This is a genomic window from Azospirillum sp. Marseille-Q6669 (assembly GCF_965111635.1).
The window spans coordinates 303,705-321,060 of sequence record NZ_CBCOOP010000004.1; the positions used below are offsets into that span (position 1 = coordinate 303,705).

Genomic DNA, 17,356 nt, shown 5'->3' on the forward strand with positions numbered 1-17,356 from the left:
CGAGTGGTGTCTGATACCGATGGCGCATGAAGGCTTCCATTGCTTGGAATTCATGCGAATTGCGGCCACCAGTGGAACCATGTGGCGGCGCGGATACGGTCGGGATCATCGGCGAGACCGCAGCAGCGATCGGCGAGTGCTTGATCGAGGGCATCGAGATCCTCGAAGTAGGTGTTGGCGATCGTCTCGTTGGTCAGTGGCCAGAGATGCTCGGCGGGCTGCAATTCGGGGGAATACGGGGGTAAGAACTCCAGCGTGATGCCCTCCGGGATGTCCAGCGAGCCGGCGACATGCCAGCCCGCGCCATCGAGGACGATGAGCACCTGCTTGGTGGGCCCGGCCCCGACCTCGCGGGCAAAGGCGTCCAGGATAGCACCGAACATGGGCGCATCGAGGCCATCGACGAGAAACCAGATCACCTGTCCGGTGCTCGGCCGTACGAAGCCCGCGAGATACATCCACTCGAAGCGCTGGTGGCCGCGCGCCACCGGCCGGCGGCCGCGCGGCGCCCACACTCGGCGGAGCACCGGCTTCAGCCCGACGCGATGCTCATCCATCGCCCACACCTCCAAGGGTGTGTCCGGGTCTTCCTGCTGGAGGGCCTGCACACGGCGGCGGAACCGGGCCTTGAAGACCTCCTGGGCCAAGGGATCGGCTTCGGCATGGCGGGGGCGCGGTATTTGGCGGGTGAAGCCGAGCCGGCCCAGATAATCGGTGCCGCGCCGGGGTGAGACGAGCCGGCCAAGCATGCCGGCGATCCACTGGGCGACCGAGTGGCCCGTCCACAAACCGCGGCCGGGCGGCGGATCGGCCAGGCTAGTCCTCAGGCTTTGTCGCTGGTTTTCGTCGAGCAGCGGTCTGGCGCCGGGGTTGAACTGGCGCTGGTCACCCAGCCCCGCAACCCCGGCCTCGTTATAGCGTCCCACGATGACGCTGACCCAGCGCGGCGTGTACCCCGTCACCTCGGCCACGAACTGGGCCGAGCGCCCACTGGTCAGCAGCCAGATGATTTGCAGATGCGTCCGCTCCGTCGCATCCGTCGCGGCCTTGTACAGCCGATGCAGCTCATCGGCGTCAAGGTGATGAACCAGGTGAACCTTGCTGCCCATGCCAAATCAGGTGGATCGGGCTCGCCTCAAAGGAAGCCTTCACACGCCGTCGGTATGAGGGGGCGTAGGTGCTGTTCGGCGAGTTGAAGCCGCCGGTCTACTCCACTGCAATCGGCAGCGGGTCAGCGGTGTGAGGGTGGCACAGCTCGGTCAGGCTTTCCATGGTCATGTAGCGCCGGCACACCGCCCACTCGTCGTGTTGCTCCAGCAGCAAGGCGCCAACCAGCCTGCGAACCGCCCCCTCGCCAGGGAAGATACCAACGACGTTGGTGCGCCGCTTGATCTCGCCATTCAGGCGTTCCAGAGGGTTCGTGCTGTGCAGCTTGGTGCGCAGATCCTTCGGGTAGGCCATGTAGGCCAGCACGTCGAACTCCGCCTCGTCCATCAGCGCCGCCAGCTTGGAAAAGCGCGGCCGCAGGCTGTCGGCGACCCGGCGCCACTGCTCGTGCGCCGCCTCGGCGGTCTCCTGGGCAAAGGCGGTGCGGATGGTGGCGGCGACCATCGTCTGGTGTGCCTTGCCGACGCAGGCCAAGAGATTCCGCATGCAATGAACTCGACAGCGCTGGAGGGTCGCGCCCAGCACCTTGGAGGCGGCGGCCTTCAGCCCGAGATGCGCGTCGGCGATCATCAGCTTCACACCCCGCAGCCCCCGGCGGGTGGAGGTGTGGGCGATGGATGAGCATCGCGTCGGGCTGAAGCCGGTGCTCCGCCGAGTGTGGGCGCCGCGCGGCCGCCGGCCGGTGGCGCGCGGCCACCAGCGCTTCGAGTGGATGTATCTCGCGGGCTTCGTACGGCCGAGCACCGGACAGGTGATCTGGTTTCTCGTCGATGGCCTCGATGCGCCCATGTTCGGTGCTATCCTGGACGCCTTTGCCCGCGAGGTCGGGGCCGGGCCCACCAAGCAGGTGCTCATCGTCCTCGATGGCGCGGGCTGGCATGTCGCCGGCTCGCTGGACATCCCGGAGGGCATCACGCTGGAGTTCTTACCCCCGTATTCCCCCGAATTGCAGCCCGCCGAGCATCTCTGGCCACTGACCAACGAGACGATCGCCAACACCTACTTCGAGGATCTCGATGCCCTCGATCAAGCACTCGCCGATCGCTGCTGCGGTCTCGCCGATGATCCCGACCGTATCCGCGCCGCCACATGGTTCCACTGGTGGCCGCAATTCGCATGAATTCCAAGCAATGGAAGCCTTCATGCGCCATCGGTATCAGACACCACTCGGCGGGACACGATCGTAGCTGATGCCGTACCGGCAGTACCAGCGTACCGCCCAGAGCACAATCTCACCCTCAAAGTGGCGTCCCTTGAAGTCCGACACGGCTTGGCTCCCTCCAACGTCCAGCCATTCCGCCGCCTGCCGGCCAACTTTGCAACAGAGTCGCCGGGACCGCCGTCGCGGACCAAAGCGGAATGCAATCCGCTTTGGGGAGGGGCATAGAAACCCTCAGCGCAATCCCGCCTCCAGCTGTTCCGCGATCCGCGCCAGCGCCGTGTCCATCGCCGCCGGCGGACCGCTCTCCAGACTGTCCAGAACGATCAGTCGGGCGCCGCCGTCCGCCACAGCCTGGGCGATCTCCGGGGCCGGCTGGCGGTGGTGCAGCACCACGGGAATCGCCTCGGCCTTCAGGGTGGCGGTCAGTTCGACCAGACGTTCCGGCGTCCAGTCGCGGTCGTCGCGGGTCCAGACCTGGCGCAGATCCAGCCCGAGATCGGCGGCCAGGGTGGCGAAGCGGTCGGACAGGGCTGCCGCCGACGGCTCCGGCAGCGCGGCGAACACCTGCGCCGACCGGGACGACACCATCAGCAGCCCGCGCTTCAGGGCGGCGAGATTCGCGTCGATGGCGGCGGCGGAACCGGGATAGAGGCGCCGCAGGTCGGCGGCCAGGATGTCGGCCATCCGTCCGGCGTTGGCGATGCCCAGCCAGGGGAAGGCCACACCGCCGCTGACCGCGATCCCCGGCAAGGAGCCGTCCACCGGCCGGGCGGCGTCGATCTCGACGAGGCGGATGTTGGCGCGCCGCGCCAGCGGGTAGAGCGGATCCTCGCCCCAGGCGGAGCGCAGGGTCAGCACCGCGTCGGCCTTGCGGGCGGCCTCCGCCAGCTTGGCCTCGCCGCGTCCGCTCAGGAAGGCGTGCTGGCGCCCCATGGGGATGGCCGGCGGAACCACCGCCTCCACCGCCACCGGCGTGCCTTTCGTCAGAGCCTGGGCCAGCCCGGCGGTGATCGGGTGACCGGCCAGCACCGTCTCGGCGGACGCGCCCGCCACCGTGGACAGCAGCAGGAGCGCCGCAAGCGTGACGCGCTTCATCCCTCTTCCCCTTTCATGAACAAGCGCGCCAGCAGCGCCCCCAGAAACAGCAGCCCCGCCGCCAGGATGATGGCACCGCCCGACGGCACCGGCAGGGCCAGTTGCACGGGCAGCAGGATTCCGGCCACCGCCGCCACGCTGGCGAAGGCAACCGACAGCAGGAAGAAGCCGCGCAGCGACGAGGCGACGACCCGCGCCGCGGCGGCCGGAATGACCAGCAGCGCCCCCACCAGGATGGCCCCGATGATCTTCACCGACGCGACGGTGACCACGGTCACCAGCACGATGAACAGATAGTCCAGCCCCTTCACCGGCACGCCGCGCACCCGCGCCAGCGCCGGGTTGAAGCTCGCCAGCAGCAGCCGGTTGAACAGCGGCAGCATCAGCGCCGTGACCCCGGCGGCCACCGCCAGCAGCACGGTCAGGTCACGGTCGTCCACCGTCAGGACTGAGCCGAACAGCACGTTCTCAAGGATATGGATGTTGACCCGGCTCGCCAGGATCAGCAGCAGGCTGGCGCCCAGCGCCAGCGACACCGACAGGAAGACGCCGATCAGCGTGTCGGAGGTCAGGTTGCTGCGGTTGCGCGTGTAGTTGACCAGCAGAGCGAACAGCAGGCAGTAGCCGAATAGGCTGGCGTAGGGGCCGGTGTAGGGCTCCCCCGCCAGGATGCCGATGGCGACGCCGGTCAGCGCGGCGTGGCCGACCGCCTCGGAGAAGAAGGCCAGCCGCTTGGTCACCACCAGCGTGCCGAGCCCGCCGAGCACCGGCCCGATGACCAGCCCGGACAGCAGCGCGTTGACGAGAAAGCCGTGGGTCAGTCCGGCGGGCAGCAGCCCGGCCCCGGCCCAGCCCTGGACCAGGGCGCGCAACGCCTCGAAGCTCATGACGCGATCCTCTCGGCTCCGGTGCGGCGCGGAACGGCGGAGAACAGGTCGAACACCCGCTCCGGCGACAGCATCTCCAGCGGGGCGCCGTCGAACAGCACGCGCCGGTTCAGGCCGGTCACCCGCGTCGCCAGCCGGCGCACCTGGGCCAGATCGTGCTCGACCCACAGGACGGTGGTCCCGGCGGCGGAAAGCTCGGCCAGCAGCGTTTCGAAAATGGCGATCCCCGCCTCATCGAGCGCGGTCATCGGCTCGTCCAGGACGATCAGGTCCGGCGCCGGGATCAGCGCCTGGGCGAGCAGGACGCGCTGCCGCTCGCCCCCCGACAGCGCGCCGAAGCGGCGGCGGGCCTTGCCGGCCATGCCGACGCGGTCCAGCGCCGCACCGTAATTGATACGGCGGTCCGGCCCGAGGAAGGCGGGGCGGCGCTGGCACAGCACGGCCAGGAAATCCTCCACCGTCAGCGGCAGGCCGCGGTCGAATTCGACCGATTGCGGCACGTAGGCGACCGTGCCCGGCCCGTCGCCCGGCCAGTCGAGCCGGATCGTCCCGCGGTGCGGCGCCTGACCGAGCAGGGCGCGGATCAGCGACGACTTGCCGCCGCCGTTGGGGCCGACCAGCGCGTGGACGGTGCCCGCCGCGACACGCAGGGACACGTTGTCGAGGATCTCCGTGCGCCCCAGCGTCAGGCCCACCGCGTCGAACAGGATGGCGGGACCCGTCACGGCGCCGCCTCGGCCATCGCCAGCACCAGCGTGTCGAGGTTCCGGGCCATCTCCCGCTCGAACAGGTCCGGCGCGTAGTCGCCGTGCGAGATGTGGGAGAAGGCGTAGAGCCGGATGCCGGTCTCGCGCCGGATCGTCTCGACATAGGCGCTGGGGAAGTTCAGCTCCGAGAAGATCACCTGCACGTCGAGCTTGCGCATCGTCGCGATGGTCTCGGCGAGCTGGGCCGGGCTCGGCTCGATGCCGTGGGCGGGCTCGACGACGGCGGAGACCTCCAGCCCGAACTCCCGCAGCAGGTAATCGTAGGCGCCGTGGATGGTGGCGACGCGCAGGCTGGCGGTGCCGGCCGTCGCCAGCTTCGCCAGCGCGTCGGCCCGCAGCTGGCGCAGGCGGCGGGAATAGGCGCGGGCGTTGGCGGCGTAGGCGGCCGCGTGGTCCGGGTCGAGCCGCCCCAGCGCGCGCGCGATGGTCGAGACCTGGAGGACCGAGTTGGTGATCGACAGGAAGCTGTGCGGGTTGACCACCTTCCCGGCCGCCCGCGCCGCCATTCCCGCCGCGGGCAGCAGCGGCACGTCGGCGTTGGATTCCACCACCGGCAGCGACGGCTTCGCCGAAGCGGCGATCATCCGCCCGGCGAAATCGTCGTGCCCGATGCCGTTCAGCACGATGGCGTCCAGCCCGCCGATGCGCTGGATGTCCTCCGGGCGCGGCTCGTAGGCGTGCGGGTTGAAGCCGGCGGGGATGATCGGCACCACCTCGGCCGCGTCGCCGACGATGTTGGCGACGTAGGAATAGTAGGGGTGCAGCGTGACGCCGAAGCGGCGCCTCCCGGCGGGAGCCGCGAAGACGCGTGCAGGCATGGCCGCGGCGGTCGCGGCGCCCAGGGCGCCGGCCAGGATCAGGCGGCGGTCGGGGCGGCGGTCGGAAAAGAGGCTCATCGGGTCACCCCGGCGGTGAAGGTGGAGACGATCCGCTTCCAGCCGGCGGCGGTCAGGGCCGCGTCCTCCGGCGGAGCGGGCGGGGCTTCGGCGGCGCGCTTCAGCCAGATCTCGGCGCCATGGCCGTCCAGCCGCAGGACCAGGGACCCGGCCAGTTCCGGCGCGGCGGAGACGCCGGCATAGGCGATGCCATTGCTGGTCCCGGCGAGCATCCAGGCGTGCCCGCCGCGCGCCACGGCGCTGGGGTCGGCGGCGAAGGGCGGCAGGGCCTCGGCAGCCAGTTCCTCCGGCGTCGGTGCCCGGCCCTCCGCCTCGCGCAAGGCGGCAATCTCCTCGCCCGCCGCCTTCAGGTCGGCGTAGAGGCCCTGCTCGGCGGCGGTCAGGCCGGTGCGGGAATCGATGAGGTGGGCGGCCAGCGGGGCTTCCGCGTCCGGAGCGGCGCGCAGCCCGACCGCCAGGGTGGCGGACGCGAGAATGGCGCCGGCGGCCAGCAGGACCCACAGGGTCTCGCGCTCGGCCCCGGCGCGGCGGACGATCTGATGATGCATGGTTCCGGCTTCGCTGAGAGCGCTACTTGATCGCCGTGTGCTCGATCTCGACCGTGTGGCCGGGCCCGGCGTCGAACAGGACGTAGAAGTCCTGCGCGGGGCGCTGGAAGGAGAGCGTGGAATCCGGCCCCAGCTTGCCCTTGACCAGCACCTGCTCGTCGTAGGCGATGACGTCCAGCACCACGCCGGGCGCCTTCGAGCCATCGGAGAAGCCGCCAGTGCACTGCACCGTGTCGCCCTCCGCCATCCGGCATTCGCAGATGGGGTAATGGGCCTCCGCCGCACCGGCGGCGCACAGGGCGAACAGCCCCGCCAGGGCGAACAGGCGGTGGGTCTTCATCGCTTTCCTCCGAAAATCTCGCCCAGCGGCAGGGATGCCTGATGCACCCCGCCGCTCCAATCCTCCATGGTCACCCACAGCTCCTCCGTGCCGGCCGGTTCGTCCGGAACGGTCACGTCGGCCTCCCGCTCATAGGGGTTGCCGAAGGCAAGCGCGCCCGCGGTGCGCAGGCTGCGCGGCTTGCCGACGCGCAGGAAGACGCCGCGCACATGGTCGATGTCGGCGGGACGGATGTGGATGCGGTACTCCTTCATCCGCTCGCCCGTCGGCATGCGGGCGGGCGCCTCGTCGTAGGTCGCCAGCGTGACCGGAAAGGGCCCGACGGCGATGTCCCGGCGGATCTCGGGCGGCACGAAGATCGGTTTCGGGCTGAAATAGTCGGGGAGGAAGGGCAGCGGCACCAGCATCATCAGCGCGCTGAGATGGAACTTGCCGCGCCGCCAATAACCGCGCATTGAGTCATTACGCATTGGACGAGCCCTCCGCCAACCGGGACCCGCGCCGGACGTCGCGCACCGCCTCGACCGTGGCGCGGGCGGTCCGCTTCATCCAGATCAGCATGCCGCTGAAGACCAGCGTGGTCATCAGCAGGCCGAAGGCGAACCACACCAGCTTGACCGGCAGGCCGCCGAAATCGCCGGTATGCAGGGCGCGCATGATGGTGCGGGTCAGTTCGATGCCGGACGCCGCTTCCATCCCGCCTTCGATGAGGATCACCTCGGCGGTGAAGGGATTCACCCGGACATAGTCGGGCAGCAGCGGCACCTGCCCGCTGGACCCCGCCACCGTCGCCGGGTCGTAGGCGGTGCCGGGCAGCCACAGGTAGCGCAGCCGCATGTCCGGCAGGGCCGCCTTGGCGCTGGCCATGATGGCGTCGACGTCCGGCCTCGGCGCGGTTGCGCTCACCGGGATCTGGTCGCGGGCCAGCAGCACCGGCGCCTTCCCGCCGCCCAGCCCCATCCCGAGATGGAACAGCATCATGTAGATCAGGAACCACAGGCTGGTGACCGCGATGACCGCAATGAACCAGATCGACCATGTGCCGGCGACGCGGTGCAGGTCGCCCCACATCACGCGCGGCGCCTGCCGCCAGCGGATGCGCGGCTGGTAGAAGGATTTCCAGAACCGCTTGTAGACCACCAGCCCGGTGACCAGCGACCCGACGAGCGGAATGGCCAGCAAGGTCACGAGGTACCAGCCCACCGGGAAGGTCATGAGCCAGCCGTGCAGCGCACGGAAGAAGCTCTGGAACGAGTTGCCGGTGGACACCCCCTGCACCGCCCCGCTGACCGGATTCACCCAGGCGGTCGTGGAGGTTCCGTCGGGCATCGCCATGCGGGCGCCGATCGCCATGTGCGAGCCGCCCCAACTCAGCGAACTCACCCGTCCGCCCGGCGCCGCGGCCTCGGCGGCGGCGATCAGCGCGCTGGCCGGCAGCGGCTCCCCGGCACCCGACGCCCGCATGGCCGGGTTGACCAGCCACATGATCTCGGTGCTGACCACGGCGATGGTCCCGGTCAGGCTGACAAAGAACAGGAATGCCCAGAGGGGCATCGCCAACCAGGAGTGCCACAGGAACCACAGCCGCGTGCGCGACTTGCCAACGCTCATCTCGTCCTCTCCGAAGGAACCACCGGTCCTTCTGCTCAGACGAACGGGCACACCCCCCGCCTCACCCCCAAATGCGAAGAATTCTCATTATCGTTTTCAGGCCGGTGATGCAGCGGCCGCCTCACCCGTCCCAGCGGTGGGACAGCACGAAGCTGTAGCGCTCCGGACGCACATGGAAGACGGCGTGGTCGGCGCAGGCGCCGTCCGCGAAGAAGGATCGCCGGATCATCACCAGCACCGGCATCCCCGCCGTCCCGCCAAGCGGTTCGGCGACCGCCGCGCCCGCGGCCTCGGCCTTGACCTCGACATCGGCGCCGACCACCGGCTGTCCGGTGACCTCCCTCAGGATGGCGTAGACCGGCTTCTCTCCCGCCGCTGCCCAATCGACGCCGGCCAGTTCCGCCGACAGCAGGCTGCGCCCCAGCGCCACCGGCTCCCCGTCCACCAGATGCAGGCGGCGCACCTCCAGGCAGTTGGGGCCGAACTGGCCCATCAGGTCCGGCGGCGTGGCGGTCATCCCGGCCGACAGGTGGCGCATGCTGGCGTTCAGCCCCTGGAGCCGCAGGGATTCGTGGAAGCTGCGCAGCCGGTCCAGCGGGTGACGGACGCGCTTGCCCGCCGTGAAGGTGCCCTTGCCCTTGCGCCGCTCGATCAACCCTTCCGCCTCCAGCCGGTCGAGCGCCAAGCGGACCGTCACCCGGCTGACCGCGAAGCGGATGCCGATCTCGCTTTCGCTCGGCAGGCGACCCGACGGCTCGAACCGGCCCGCGGCGATCTCCTCGCGCAGGCGGTCGGCGATCTGCCGGTAGAGGGCCGTCGCGTTCTCCCGCACCAAACTGTCCCGCTTCGGGGCCACCGTCCCCTCCCCGCCCGTGGTGATCGTGTCCGCGCCTTGATGCCACCGGAGTCCGGCCGGCTCAAGCGCGCCGATCCTCCCCGAGCACGCCGTCATCCGGTGGCGCACCATACATGTCTTATATTGTATCATCAAACTTGTTATGCAATGTATTAGCCGTTGCGGCGCGCCGCCCCCTTGCCCGAGGTCCCGTCCCATGAGCGATCCCGTCCCCACCGGCCACATCGCCCCCGCCGGCCTTTACGAGCGGAACAAGGCCCGTCCCTTCCTCGGCGCCACCGCCTGCTCCCACCGGACGTTGGTGGCCGGCGAATGGACCGAAGTGACGCTGACTTACGAGGTCGGCGGGTCGGGTCTCGCCGACGGGGCGGGGATCAAGCTGGCGATGAAGTTCTATTCGGACTGGGCGCTGTTCCAGACCAGCGACCCCACGGCGGCCAACTTCGTCTCCGCCGAGTACGAGGCCGGACCACTGGTGCCGGGGCAGAGCCCGGCGACCGTGCAGGCGCTGAAGGTGCGCTTCGACCAGAAGGGGCACGAGCGGCCCTACCAGAAGGCCATCGTCATCGACGTGATCGACGGCTACCTGAACCCCGGCGACCGCATCGTGATCCGGCTGGGCGACCGGCGCCAGGGCGGGCCGGGCACGCGGGTGCAGACCTTCGTCGAGCAGGGTTTCCGCTTCCGCGTCTTCATCGACCCGCTGGGCAGCCAGAAATACGCGGAGGTGCCGGGCGACTGCGTGATCGACATCGTGCCGGGCGTTCCCGCCGCCCTGCGGCTGGTCGCGCCGCGTCTGATCGCCCCCGGTCCGGCGTCGCTGCTTCTGCGCGCCGACGACGCCTGGGGCAACTGCTGCCTCGACACCACGCTGGACGCCACCTTGACCGTTACCGGGCCGGAGGGTGAAAGCGCACGGACGGTCGCGCTGGCCCCCGATCCCCAGGCGAACGGCTGGCTGGTCCGGCGCGAGGCGCTCGACCTCGGCGCCGGGGAATGGCGGATCGCCGCGACGGCACCGGGCCTCGCCCCCGCCGAAGCCTTTATCACCGCCGAAGTCGGGGCACCGCGCGCCGTCTATGCCGACCTGCACGTCCATTCCAACGACACGGTGGGCACCAACGACACCGCCTACAACCTGTCCTACGGGCGCGACGTCGCCGGTCTGGACGTGCTGGGCTACACCGCCAACGACTTCAACGTGACGGAGCGCGCCTGGACCGAGGCGGTGGGCCTGATCGACCGCTACAACGAGCCGGACCGCTTCGTCTGCTACCCCGGCACGGAGTGGTGCGGCAACTCCGCGGCGGGCGGCGACCACAACGTGATCTTCCTGCGCGACGGTCCGCCGCGCTTCCCGGCGGACGGGCGGGGCCAGCCGGTGCGCTCCTTCGAATGGAACGAGTCGACCCGCGGCGCGCTGCGCCCCGGCGCTTGGCCGCTCGACGACCTCTACGCCGCCTACCGGGACGATCCGGAGGGCCATTTGCTGATCCCCCATGTCGGCGGTCGGCGCTGCAACCTCGATTGGCACCACCCGGAGTTGGAGCGGCTGATCGAGATCGGGTCCGCCTGGGGCCAGTTCCACTGGGTCTATGCCGAGGCTCTGGCCCGCGGCTACCGGCTCGGCGCCTCGGCGAGCAGCGACGAGCATCAGGGGCGCTGCGGCGGCGGGGCGCCGGCGACCGCGGTGTTCGGGGCGCGCGGCGGGCTGACCGGCGTCTTCGCCGACCGGCTGGACCGCGCGTCGGTGGGCCGGGCGCTGCGGGCGCGGCGGACCTTCGCGACCACCGGGGAGCGCAGCTTCGCCAGCCTGCGTCTGGGCGACCGCTGGATGGGCGAGGTCGTGCAGGCCGGCGCGGAGGACGCGCTGGACTACCGCCTGCTCGGCGACCGGGGGTGGGAGAGTCTGCGCCTGTTCAACGGCGACCGGCTGGTCTGGGAGCGCGACCTGCACCGCGAACTGGGCCTGTCGGAGACGAAGATCCGCCTGCGGCTGGGCGGCGCCCGCATCAAGGACCGCTACCGCGGCGCCTATTGGGACGGCGGGATCACCGTCACCGGCGCCGCCGTGCAGCGGGTCGAGCCCTTCGGCTTCGACCATCCGGAACAGGGCTGCTGGCGCCGCGACGCGACGACCGTCGCCATCCGCGCCGTCACCCACGGCGACAGCGACGGGGTGGAACTGGCGCTGTCGCGGCTTGCCGGTGCGCGCATCCAGGTGCGGCTCGCCATCGGCACCTACGTGAAGGTCGGCAACCCGCTGACTCCGCCGCCCAACCCGCACGCCCCGGAAGCGGTGCTGGACATCGACGGCGACGCGCTGCTGGCCGGCGCGGACGCCGGACGGGTCACCCGCGTGCTGCCCGGCACCGAGTTGGAGGTGACGGTGGAACGGGTCACCGAGGCGCCCTTGCCCCGCGACCTCGCCGGGCGCATCCCGCTCGCCGACCTCGCCCTCGCCCCGGGCCGCGAGCACCCGCTGTTCCTGACCGCGCGCCAGCGCGACCAGTCGCGGATCTGGACCTCGGCCCTGTTCCTGACGCCGTGAGCGCAGGCCGCCGCCCCATTCATCGAGCCCTCCGCCAAGTCCGCAGTGGCGGGACGGAGGACGTCCGGGTATAGGGTCGCCCTGACGATGCTCCGCCGCGTGTCGGACGGCGGCGCAAAGCCAGGGGAAGACCGGTGACCAGGGAGCGCAGGCGGGCGACGGCGGTGGAGGTGGCCAAGCTGGCCGGGGTGTCGCAGTCGGCGGTCTCGCGCTGCTTCACCGACGGGGCCAGCGTCTCGCCGCAGATGCGCGCCCGCGTCCTGGAAGCGGCGGAGCGTCTGGCCTACCGCCCGAACGCCATCGCGCGCAGCCTGACGACCCAGCGCACCAACCTCGTCGGCGTCGTGATGGGCGATCTGGACGGGCCGTTCCAGCCCTATCTGTTCGAAGCGCTGACGCGCGGGCTGGCGACGCTTGGCAAGCAGCCGCTGCTGCTGCGCGGCGACCCGGCGGACGGGCTGGGCGGCGCCTCGATGGCGGCGCTGGACTATCAGGTCGACGCCGTCATCGTCACGGCGGGAAGCGTGTCGCCCGCCACCGTCCGGGCGGTGATGGAGCTGGGTGCGCCGCTGCTCCTCTACGGACGCGCCGTGGAGCAGGACGGGGTGGACAGCATCTGCTGCGACAACCGGCTGGGCGCCGCGCTGGTCGCTGAGGCGCTGGTCGCCTCCGGGCACCGCCGGATCGCCTATCTGGCGGGCCGCCCCACCGCCTTTTCCGAGCAGGAGCGCAACGCCGCTTTCCGCGCGGCCCTGGACGGGCTGGGCGTGCCGCTGGCCGGGCTGGGGCAGGGAGATTACGGCTACGACAGCGGATACCGCGAAGCGCTGCGGCTGCTCGGTGGCGACCCGAGGCCGGACGCCATCTTCTGCGGCAACGACGTCATGGCCTTCGGCGCGCTGGACGCGGCGCGCACCGCGCTCGGCCTGCGGGTGCCTGAGGAGGTATCGATCATCGGCTTCGACGACGTGCCGATGGCCGCCTGGCCGAGCTTCGCCCTGACGACCGTCCACAACCCGGTGGACGGCATCGTGACGACGCTGATGGGCATGCTGGAACGCCGCCTCACCGAGCCGGAGGCCGGGCCGGTCCTGCACCGCCCGGCCCCCCGGCTGGTGCTCCGGGGCTCGGCCCGGCTGTAGTCGCCGGCGACGGACTGGGCGCTCAGCGGGGCGGCCTCACCGCCTTGTCCAGCGCCTCGGCCAGGGCCGCGTCATCGTAGGGCTTCGGCAGGTGGACGCCGCCGGCGGGCGCCCGGTCGGCCCCCGATGCGAACACGACCGGCAGGGCCGGGTGACGTTTGCGCAACGCGGCGGCCAACTGCTCCCCCGACATCCCCGGCAGGCTGATGTCGGTCAGCAGCGCGTCGACGGGCTGGGTCTCGGCAATCGACAATGCTTCCTCGGCGTTGCCCGCTTCGACGACCGAATGGCCGAGGCCGGTCAGCATCTCCACCGTGACGAGGCGAATCAGCGCATCGTCCTCCACCACAAGCACGCGCAGGCCCTGACAGCCGTCCGCCGTCGCCGGCGCGGGTTCAGCGGACGGCTTCGCGGTCGCTTCCCTTTTTCCGGCCTGCCCCATGGATTGCTGCTGCTGGTTGCGCAGGACATGCCGGACCTTACGGGACAGCGCCTCGCGGGTGTAGGGCTTGCTCAACAGTTCGACGCCGAGATCGAGGCGCCCGCCATGCACGATCGCGTTCTCGGTGTAGCCCGAGGTGAACAGGACCGCGATCCCCGGCAGACGCTCCTTCGCGCGGCGCGCCAGGTCCGGGCTGCGCAGCGGGCCCGGCATGACGACGTCGGTGAACAGCAGGTCGATCGGCACGCCGCTTTCCACGATGGCCAGCGCGCTCTGCGCATCCCGCGCCTTGAGCACGCGATAGCCGAGGTCGGCCATCATCTCGACCACGGTCGCCCGAACGTCGTCGTCGTCCTCGACCACCAGCACGGTTTCCGATCCGCCCGCCTCCGGCCCGTTGTCGATCACCGTCACGACGTCTTCCGCCTGATGCGCGCGCGGCAGATAGACGCGGACCGTGGTCCCCTGGCCGGGTTCGCTGTAGATCTTGACGTGCCCGCCCGACTGCTTGACGAAGCCGTAGACCATGCTGAGTCCGAGGCCGGTGCCCTGCCCTTCCGGCTTGGTCGTGAAGAACGGCTCGAAGACGTGATCCAGCACGTCCGGCGGAATGCCGCAGCCGGTGTCGGTCACCGCCAGCATGACGTATTGGCCCGGCTCCACCTCGGCGTGCCGGGCGGCGTAGGGATCGTCGAGGAAGGCGTTGCCGGCCTCGATGGTCAGCCGGCCGTGCCCGTTCATGGCATCGCGGGCGTTGATCGCCAGATTGAGCAGCGCGTTCTCGACCTGACTCTCGTCGGCGAAGGTGTTCCACAGCCCGCCCGTGATCATGGTCTCGATCTCGACGCCCTCGCCGAGCACGCGGCGCAGCATCTCGTCGAGCCCGCGGACGAGCCGGCCCAGATTGACCACGCGGGGGGCGAGAGGCTGGCGGCGGCCGAAGGCGAGGAGCTGGGAAACCAGCTTCGACCCCCGGCTGACGCCGCTCAGCGCGTTCTGCAGCCGCTGCTCGGCCCGGTCGTTCCCCGCGACGTCCTTTGTCAGAAGCTGGAGGTTGCCGGAAATCACCTGGAGAAGGTTGTTGAAGTCGTGCGCCACTCCACCGGTCAGCTTGCCGACCGCGTCCATCTTCTGGGCTTGGCGAAGCTGCGCCTCGGCCCGCTCCCGCTCGGCGATCGCCGAGGCGATGCGCTGCTCCAGCAGGTCGTTGAGCCGCCGTTGGGCGTCCTCGACCTCCTTGCGCTCGGAAATATCGATCACCGAACCGATGTAGCCGAGGAATCCACCCTCCGCGCCGAAGCGCGGGGCGGCGGCGTCGATCGCCCAACGGTAGACCCCGTCGGTCCGCCGCAGCCGGTATTCCAGCCGGAACGCCTCCTGCTTCGCGTTGGCCGCCAGAAACACGTCCGCCGCCGCCTGCCGGTCGTCGGGATGGATGGCGTCCAGCCAGCCGTAGCCCAACCCCGTTTCGGGAGTCTGGCCGGTGAACTCGTACCAGGATTTGTTGAGATAGCTGCAGGAGGCGTCGAGTTCGGTGACCCAGACCATCACCGGGGCGTGGTCGGCGAGATTGCGGAAGCGCGCCTCGCTCTCGCGCAGCGCGTTGTCCGCCTCGCGGCGCAGGCGCACCATGGCCAGGGCTGTGTCGACGCGGGCAATCAACTCGCGCGCCGAGAACGGCTTGACCAGATAATCGTCGGCGCCGGCCGACAGCCCCTCGACGCTCGCCTCCTCGCCGGCGCGGGCCGACAGCAGGATGACCGGCAGGTCGCGCAGGTCGGCATCCTCGCGGATCGCGCGCAGCAGGCCGAAGCCGTCCAGCACGGGCATCATGATGTCGGTCAGAACGAGGTCCGGACGGTTCGCGCGGATCGCCACCAGGGCCGCCTGACCGTCGGGCACAGCCTCGACCACGTAGCGGCCATGGAGAAGGCGGCTCACATAGTCGCGCATGTCGGCGTTGTCGTCGGCCAGCAGGAGGCGTGGACACTCGCCCGTCGCCAGCGCCATCACCGTCTCCGCGGCGCCGATCAACGCGACCGGCGCTCCGCCATCGGCGGCGACCGAGCCGGGCAGCCAACGCAGCGCCTCCTCCACGTAGGTCTGGGTGCGCAGGCCGGCCGCGGCGCCGGTCGGCTCCGACAGGACGCGCTCCTGCGGCAGATGGGCGGTGCCGAACGGCACGGTGATGATGAAGACCGAACCGTGGTCCATCTCGCTCTCGACCCGGATCGTGCCACCGTGCAGTTTGACGAGTTCCTGGACCAGGGCGAGGCCGATGCCGGTGCCTTCGTGGCTGCGCCCCCGCGCGCCCTCGACCCGATGAAAGCGCTCGAACAGGCGCGGCAGTTCGGAATCGAGGATGCCCGTACCGGAATCGCTCACCCGGAGTTCGGCGCCCTCGCCGACCGGCCTCAGCGACACCGCGATCGCGCCCTGGAAGGTGAACTTGAAGGCGTTCGACAGCAGGTTGAGGACGACCGTCTCCCACATGCCGCGGTCGACATGAACCGGACCGGGAAGCGGCGGGCAGTCGACGACGAGGCTCAGCCCGGCCCGCTCGCAGGCAGAGCGGAAACCGCTCGCCAGTTCCGCCGTGTAGGACGCGAGGTCGGTCGGCTCGTAGCGCGCCTGGGTCCGCCCGGCCTCGATGCGTGAGAAGTCCAGGAGCGCGTTGACGAGCTTGAGCAGGCGCTGCCCGTTGCGATGGACCACCTTCAGGTCCTCGCGATGGTCCGGCATCCGCTCCGGCTCGGCCTGCAGCACCTCCTCCAGCGGCCCCAGCATCAGGGTCAGCGGCGTGCGGAACTCGTGGCTGATGTTCGAGAAGAACACCGTCTTGGCGCGGTCGATCTCTGCCAGCATCTCGGCCCGCCGCCGCTCGGCCTCGTAGGTCTGGACGTTGGTGATGGCCGCGGCGATCTGCCCCGCCACCAGCCCCAGGAAGCGCCGGTAACCGTCGTCGAACAGGCGGAACGGATTCAGGCCGACGACGAGAAGGCCGGCCCGGCCCGCCTCGCCGCTGGCCGGGATCGGGATCGCCGCGGCCTGGGCCGGCGGGCGGCGCCAGACGCCCGCCGGCAGGTCGGCACCGAACTTCGCCGCCAGATCGCCGACCAGCACCGGGTCATGGAGCGTCGGGGTGAAGGGCCACACCGACGTGCCGTCCACCGCCAGCGTTTCCGGAGCCGCAGGATGGCCGCGCCCGATGCCGCAGGACCCGGCGAGGGCGGCGCTGTCCCCATCGGGCTCGGCCACATAGAGCAGCGCGAAGGGCATGTCCCGCGGGTTGGTGGCGAGCGCCTGGGCGCTGCGCTCGCACACCTCCGGCAGGGTCCGGGCGTCGGCAGTGCCGGCGGCCAGATCGCGCAGCAGGGTGAGCTGCCGTTCGCCGATGATCCGTTGCGTGTCGTCGGAGTTGGCGCAGATGATGCCGCCGGGGCTGCCGTCGTCGTCGGGAACCGGGCTGTAGGAGAAGGTGTAGTAGGTCTCCTCCGGATAGCCGTTGCGCTCCATGACAAGGAGCTGCCCCTCGACGTAGGTCCCCTCGTCCCCCGTCATGGCGGTTGCCAGCATCGGGCCGATGTCGCCCCAGATCTCCCGCCACACGACCGAGGTCGGCCGCCCAAGCGCCCAGGGGTGCTTGCCGCCGATGATTGATTTGTAAGCATCGTTGTAGAGATAGATCAGGTCCTGGCCCCAGCCGATCCAGATCGGCTGGCGGGAGGTCAGCATGATCCGCACCGCCGTCTTCAGGCTGCGCGGCCAGTCCTCGGGCGGACCGAGCACCGTCGATGCCCAGTCGAACGCGCGCATCTGGGCGCCCATCTCGCCGCCGCTGGCGAGGAAATCGGGGGCGGTGGAGACGTCGGTCTCGTTGGACATGCGCAGG

Annotated in this window: 14 protein-coding genes and 2 pseudogenes; 3 read left to right on the top strand and 13 right to left on the bottom strand. The window is 70.4% G+C overall.

The genetic code is table 11. From position 1 onward, the window contains the following. Window positions 1-50 precede the first annotated feature (50 nt). Complete coding sequence (locus ACWPXE_RS22830) at window positions 51-1,109, bottom strand: IS630 family transposase (protein ID WP_454018128.1); 1,059 nt, start codon at window positions 1,107-1,109, stop codon at window positions 51-53. 97 nt (window positions 1,110-1,206) lie between these two features. Beyond that, window positions 1,207-1,764: pseudogene (locus tag ACWPXE_RS22835) on the bottom strand (transposase); the annotation flags it as partial. A gap of 16 nt (window positions 1,765-1,780) precedes the next feature. On the opposite strand from ACWPXE_RS22835, the gene ACWPXE_RS22840 reads away from it, so the two are divergent. Next, window positions 1,781-2,287 carry an IS630 family transposase gene (locus tag ACWPXE_RS22840; RefSeq protein WP_454019637.1) on the top strand — a complete coding sequence of 169 codons (507 nt, stop codon included), beginning with the start codon at window positions 1,781-1,783 and terminating at the stop codon, window positions 2,285-2,287. Between the two features lie 63 nt (window positions 2,288-2,350). Here ACWPXE_RS22840 and ACWPXE_RS22845 read toward each other — a convergent pair. The 10 genes and pseudogenes from ACWPXE_RS22845 to ACWPXE_RS22890 all read right to left on the bottom strand — a co-directional run. Beyond that, window positions 2,351-2,434: pseudogene (locus ACWPXE_RS22845) on the bottom strand (IS6 family transposase); the annotation flags it as partial. Window positions 2,435-2,560: 126 nt separating this feature from the next. Beyond that, window positions 2,561-3,424, bottom strand: coding sequence for a metal ABC transporter solute-binding protein, Zn/Mn family (locus tag ACWPXE_RS22850; protein WP_454019638.1), 864 nt, complete (start codon window positions 3,422-3,424; stop codon window positions 2,561-2,563). After that, the gene (locus ACWPXE_RS22855; protein WP_454019639.1) at window positions 3,421-4,311 is read right to left on the bottom strand and encodes a metal ABC transporter permease; all 891 of its coding nucleotides are present in this window, start codon (window positions 4,309-4,311) and stop codon (window positions 3,421-3,423) included. Before ACWPXE_RS22855 ends, ACWPXE_RS22850 begins: the two co-directional genes overlap by 4 nt. Continuing rightward, on the bottom strand, window positions 4,308-5,036 hold the full coding sequence (locus tag ACWPXE_RS22860; protein ID WP_454019640.1) for a metal ABC transporter ATP-binding protein: 729 nt from the start codon (window positions 5,034-5,036) through the stop codon (window positions 4,308-4,310). Before ACWPXE_RS22860 ends, ACWPXE_RS22855 begins: the two co-directional genes overlap by 4 nt. Then, window positions 5,033-5,974, bottom strand: coding sequence for a metal ABC transporter solute-binding protein, Zn/Mn family (locus ACWPXE_RS22865; RefSeq protein WP_454019641.1), 942 nt, complete (start codon window positions 5,972-5,974; stop codon window positions 5,033-5,035). Before ACWPXE_RS22865 ends, ACWPXE_RS22860 begins: the two co-directional genes overlap by 4 nt. After that, the gene (locus tag ACWPXE_RS22870) at window positions 5,971-6,522 is read right to left on the bottom strand and encodes a DUF6162 family protein (RefSeq protein ID WP_454019642.1); all 552 of its coding nucleotides are present in this window, start codon (window positions 6,520-6,522) and stop codon (window positions 5,971-5,973) included. Before ACWPXE_RS22870 ends, ACWPXE_RS22865 begins: the two co-directional genes overlap by 4 nt. Window positions 6,523-6,544: 22 nt before the next feature. Further along, the gene (locus ACWPXE_RS22875; protein ID WP_200486290.1) at window positions 6,545-6,862 is read right to left on the bottom strand and encodes a hypothetical protein; all 318 of its coding nucleotides are present in this window, start codon (window positions 6,860-6,862) and stop codon (window positions 6,545-6,547) included. Beyond that, a complete protein-coding gene (locus ACWPXE_RS22880; protein WP_454019643.1) occupies window positions 6,859-7,332 on the bottom strand; it encodes a hypothetical protein in 474 nt (157 codons plus the stop codon). Before ACWPXE_RS22880 ends, ACWPXE_RS22875 begins: the two co-directional genes overlap by 4 nt. Next, a complete protein-coding gene (locus ACWPXE_RS22885) occupies window positions 7,325-8,473 on the bottom strand; it encodes a PepSY-associated TM helix domain-containing protein (RefSeq protein WP_454019644.1) in 1,149 nt (382 codons plus the stop codon). Before ACWPXE_RS22885 ends, ACWPXE_RS22880 begins: the two co-directional genes overlap by 8 nt. 121 nt (window positions 8,474-8,594) lie before the next feature. Then, window positions 8,595-9,329: a GntR family transcriptional regulator gene (locus ACWPXE_RS22890; RefSeq protein WP_454019645.1), complete on the bottom strand. Its 735-nt coding sequence runs from the start codon at window positions 9,327-9,329 to the stop codon at window positions 8,595-8,597. Window positions 9,330-9,525: 196 nt separating this feature from the next. Here ACWPXE_RS22890 and ACWPXE_RS22895 point away from each other — a divergent pair, with 196 nt between their 5' ends. Both ACWPXE_RS22895 and ACWPXE_RS22900 read left to right on the top strand, forming a co-directional pair. Beyond that, the gene (locus ACWPXE_RS22895) at window positions 9,526-11,880 is read left to right on the top strand and encodes a hypothetical protein (RefSeq protein WP_454019646.1); all 2,355 of its coding nucleotides are present in this window, start codon (window positions 9,526-9,528) and stop codon (window positions 11,878-11,880) included. A 134-nt stretch (window positions 11,881-12,014) separates the two neighbouring features. Continuing rightward, the gene (locus ACWPXE_RS22900) at window positions 12,015-13,022 is read left to right on the top strand and encodes a LacI family DNA-binding transcriptional regulator (protein WP_454019647.1); all 1,008 of its coding nucleotides are present in this window, start codon (window positions 12,015-12,017) and stop codon (window positions 13,020-13,022) included. Between the two features lie 22 nt (window positions 13,023-13,044). Here the strand turns inward: ACWPXE_RS22900 and ACWPXE_RS22905 are convergent, their stop codons facing one another. After that, window positions 13,045-17,349 carry a response regulator gene (locus ACWPXE_RS22905; protein ID WP_454019648.1) on the bottom strand — a complete coding sequence of 1,435 codons (4,305 nt, stop codon included), beginning with the start codon at window positions 17,347-17,349 and terminating at the stop codon, window positions 13,045-13,047. Window positions 17,350-17,356 lie beyond the last annotated feature (7 nt).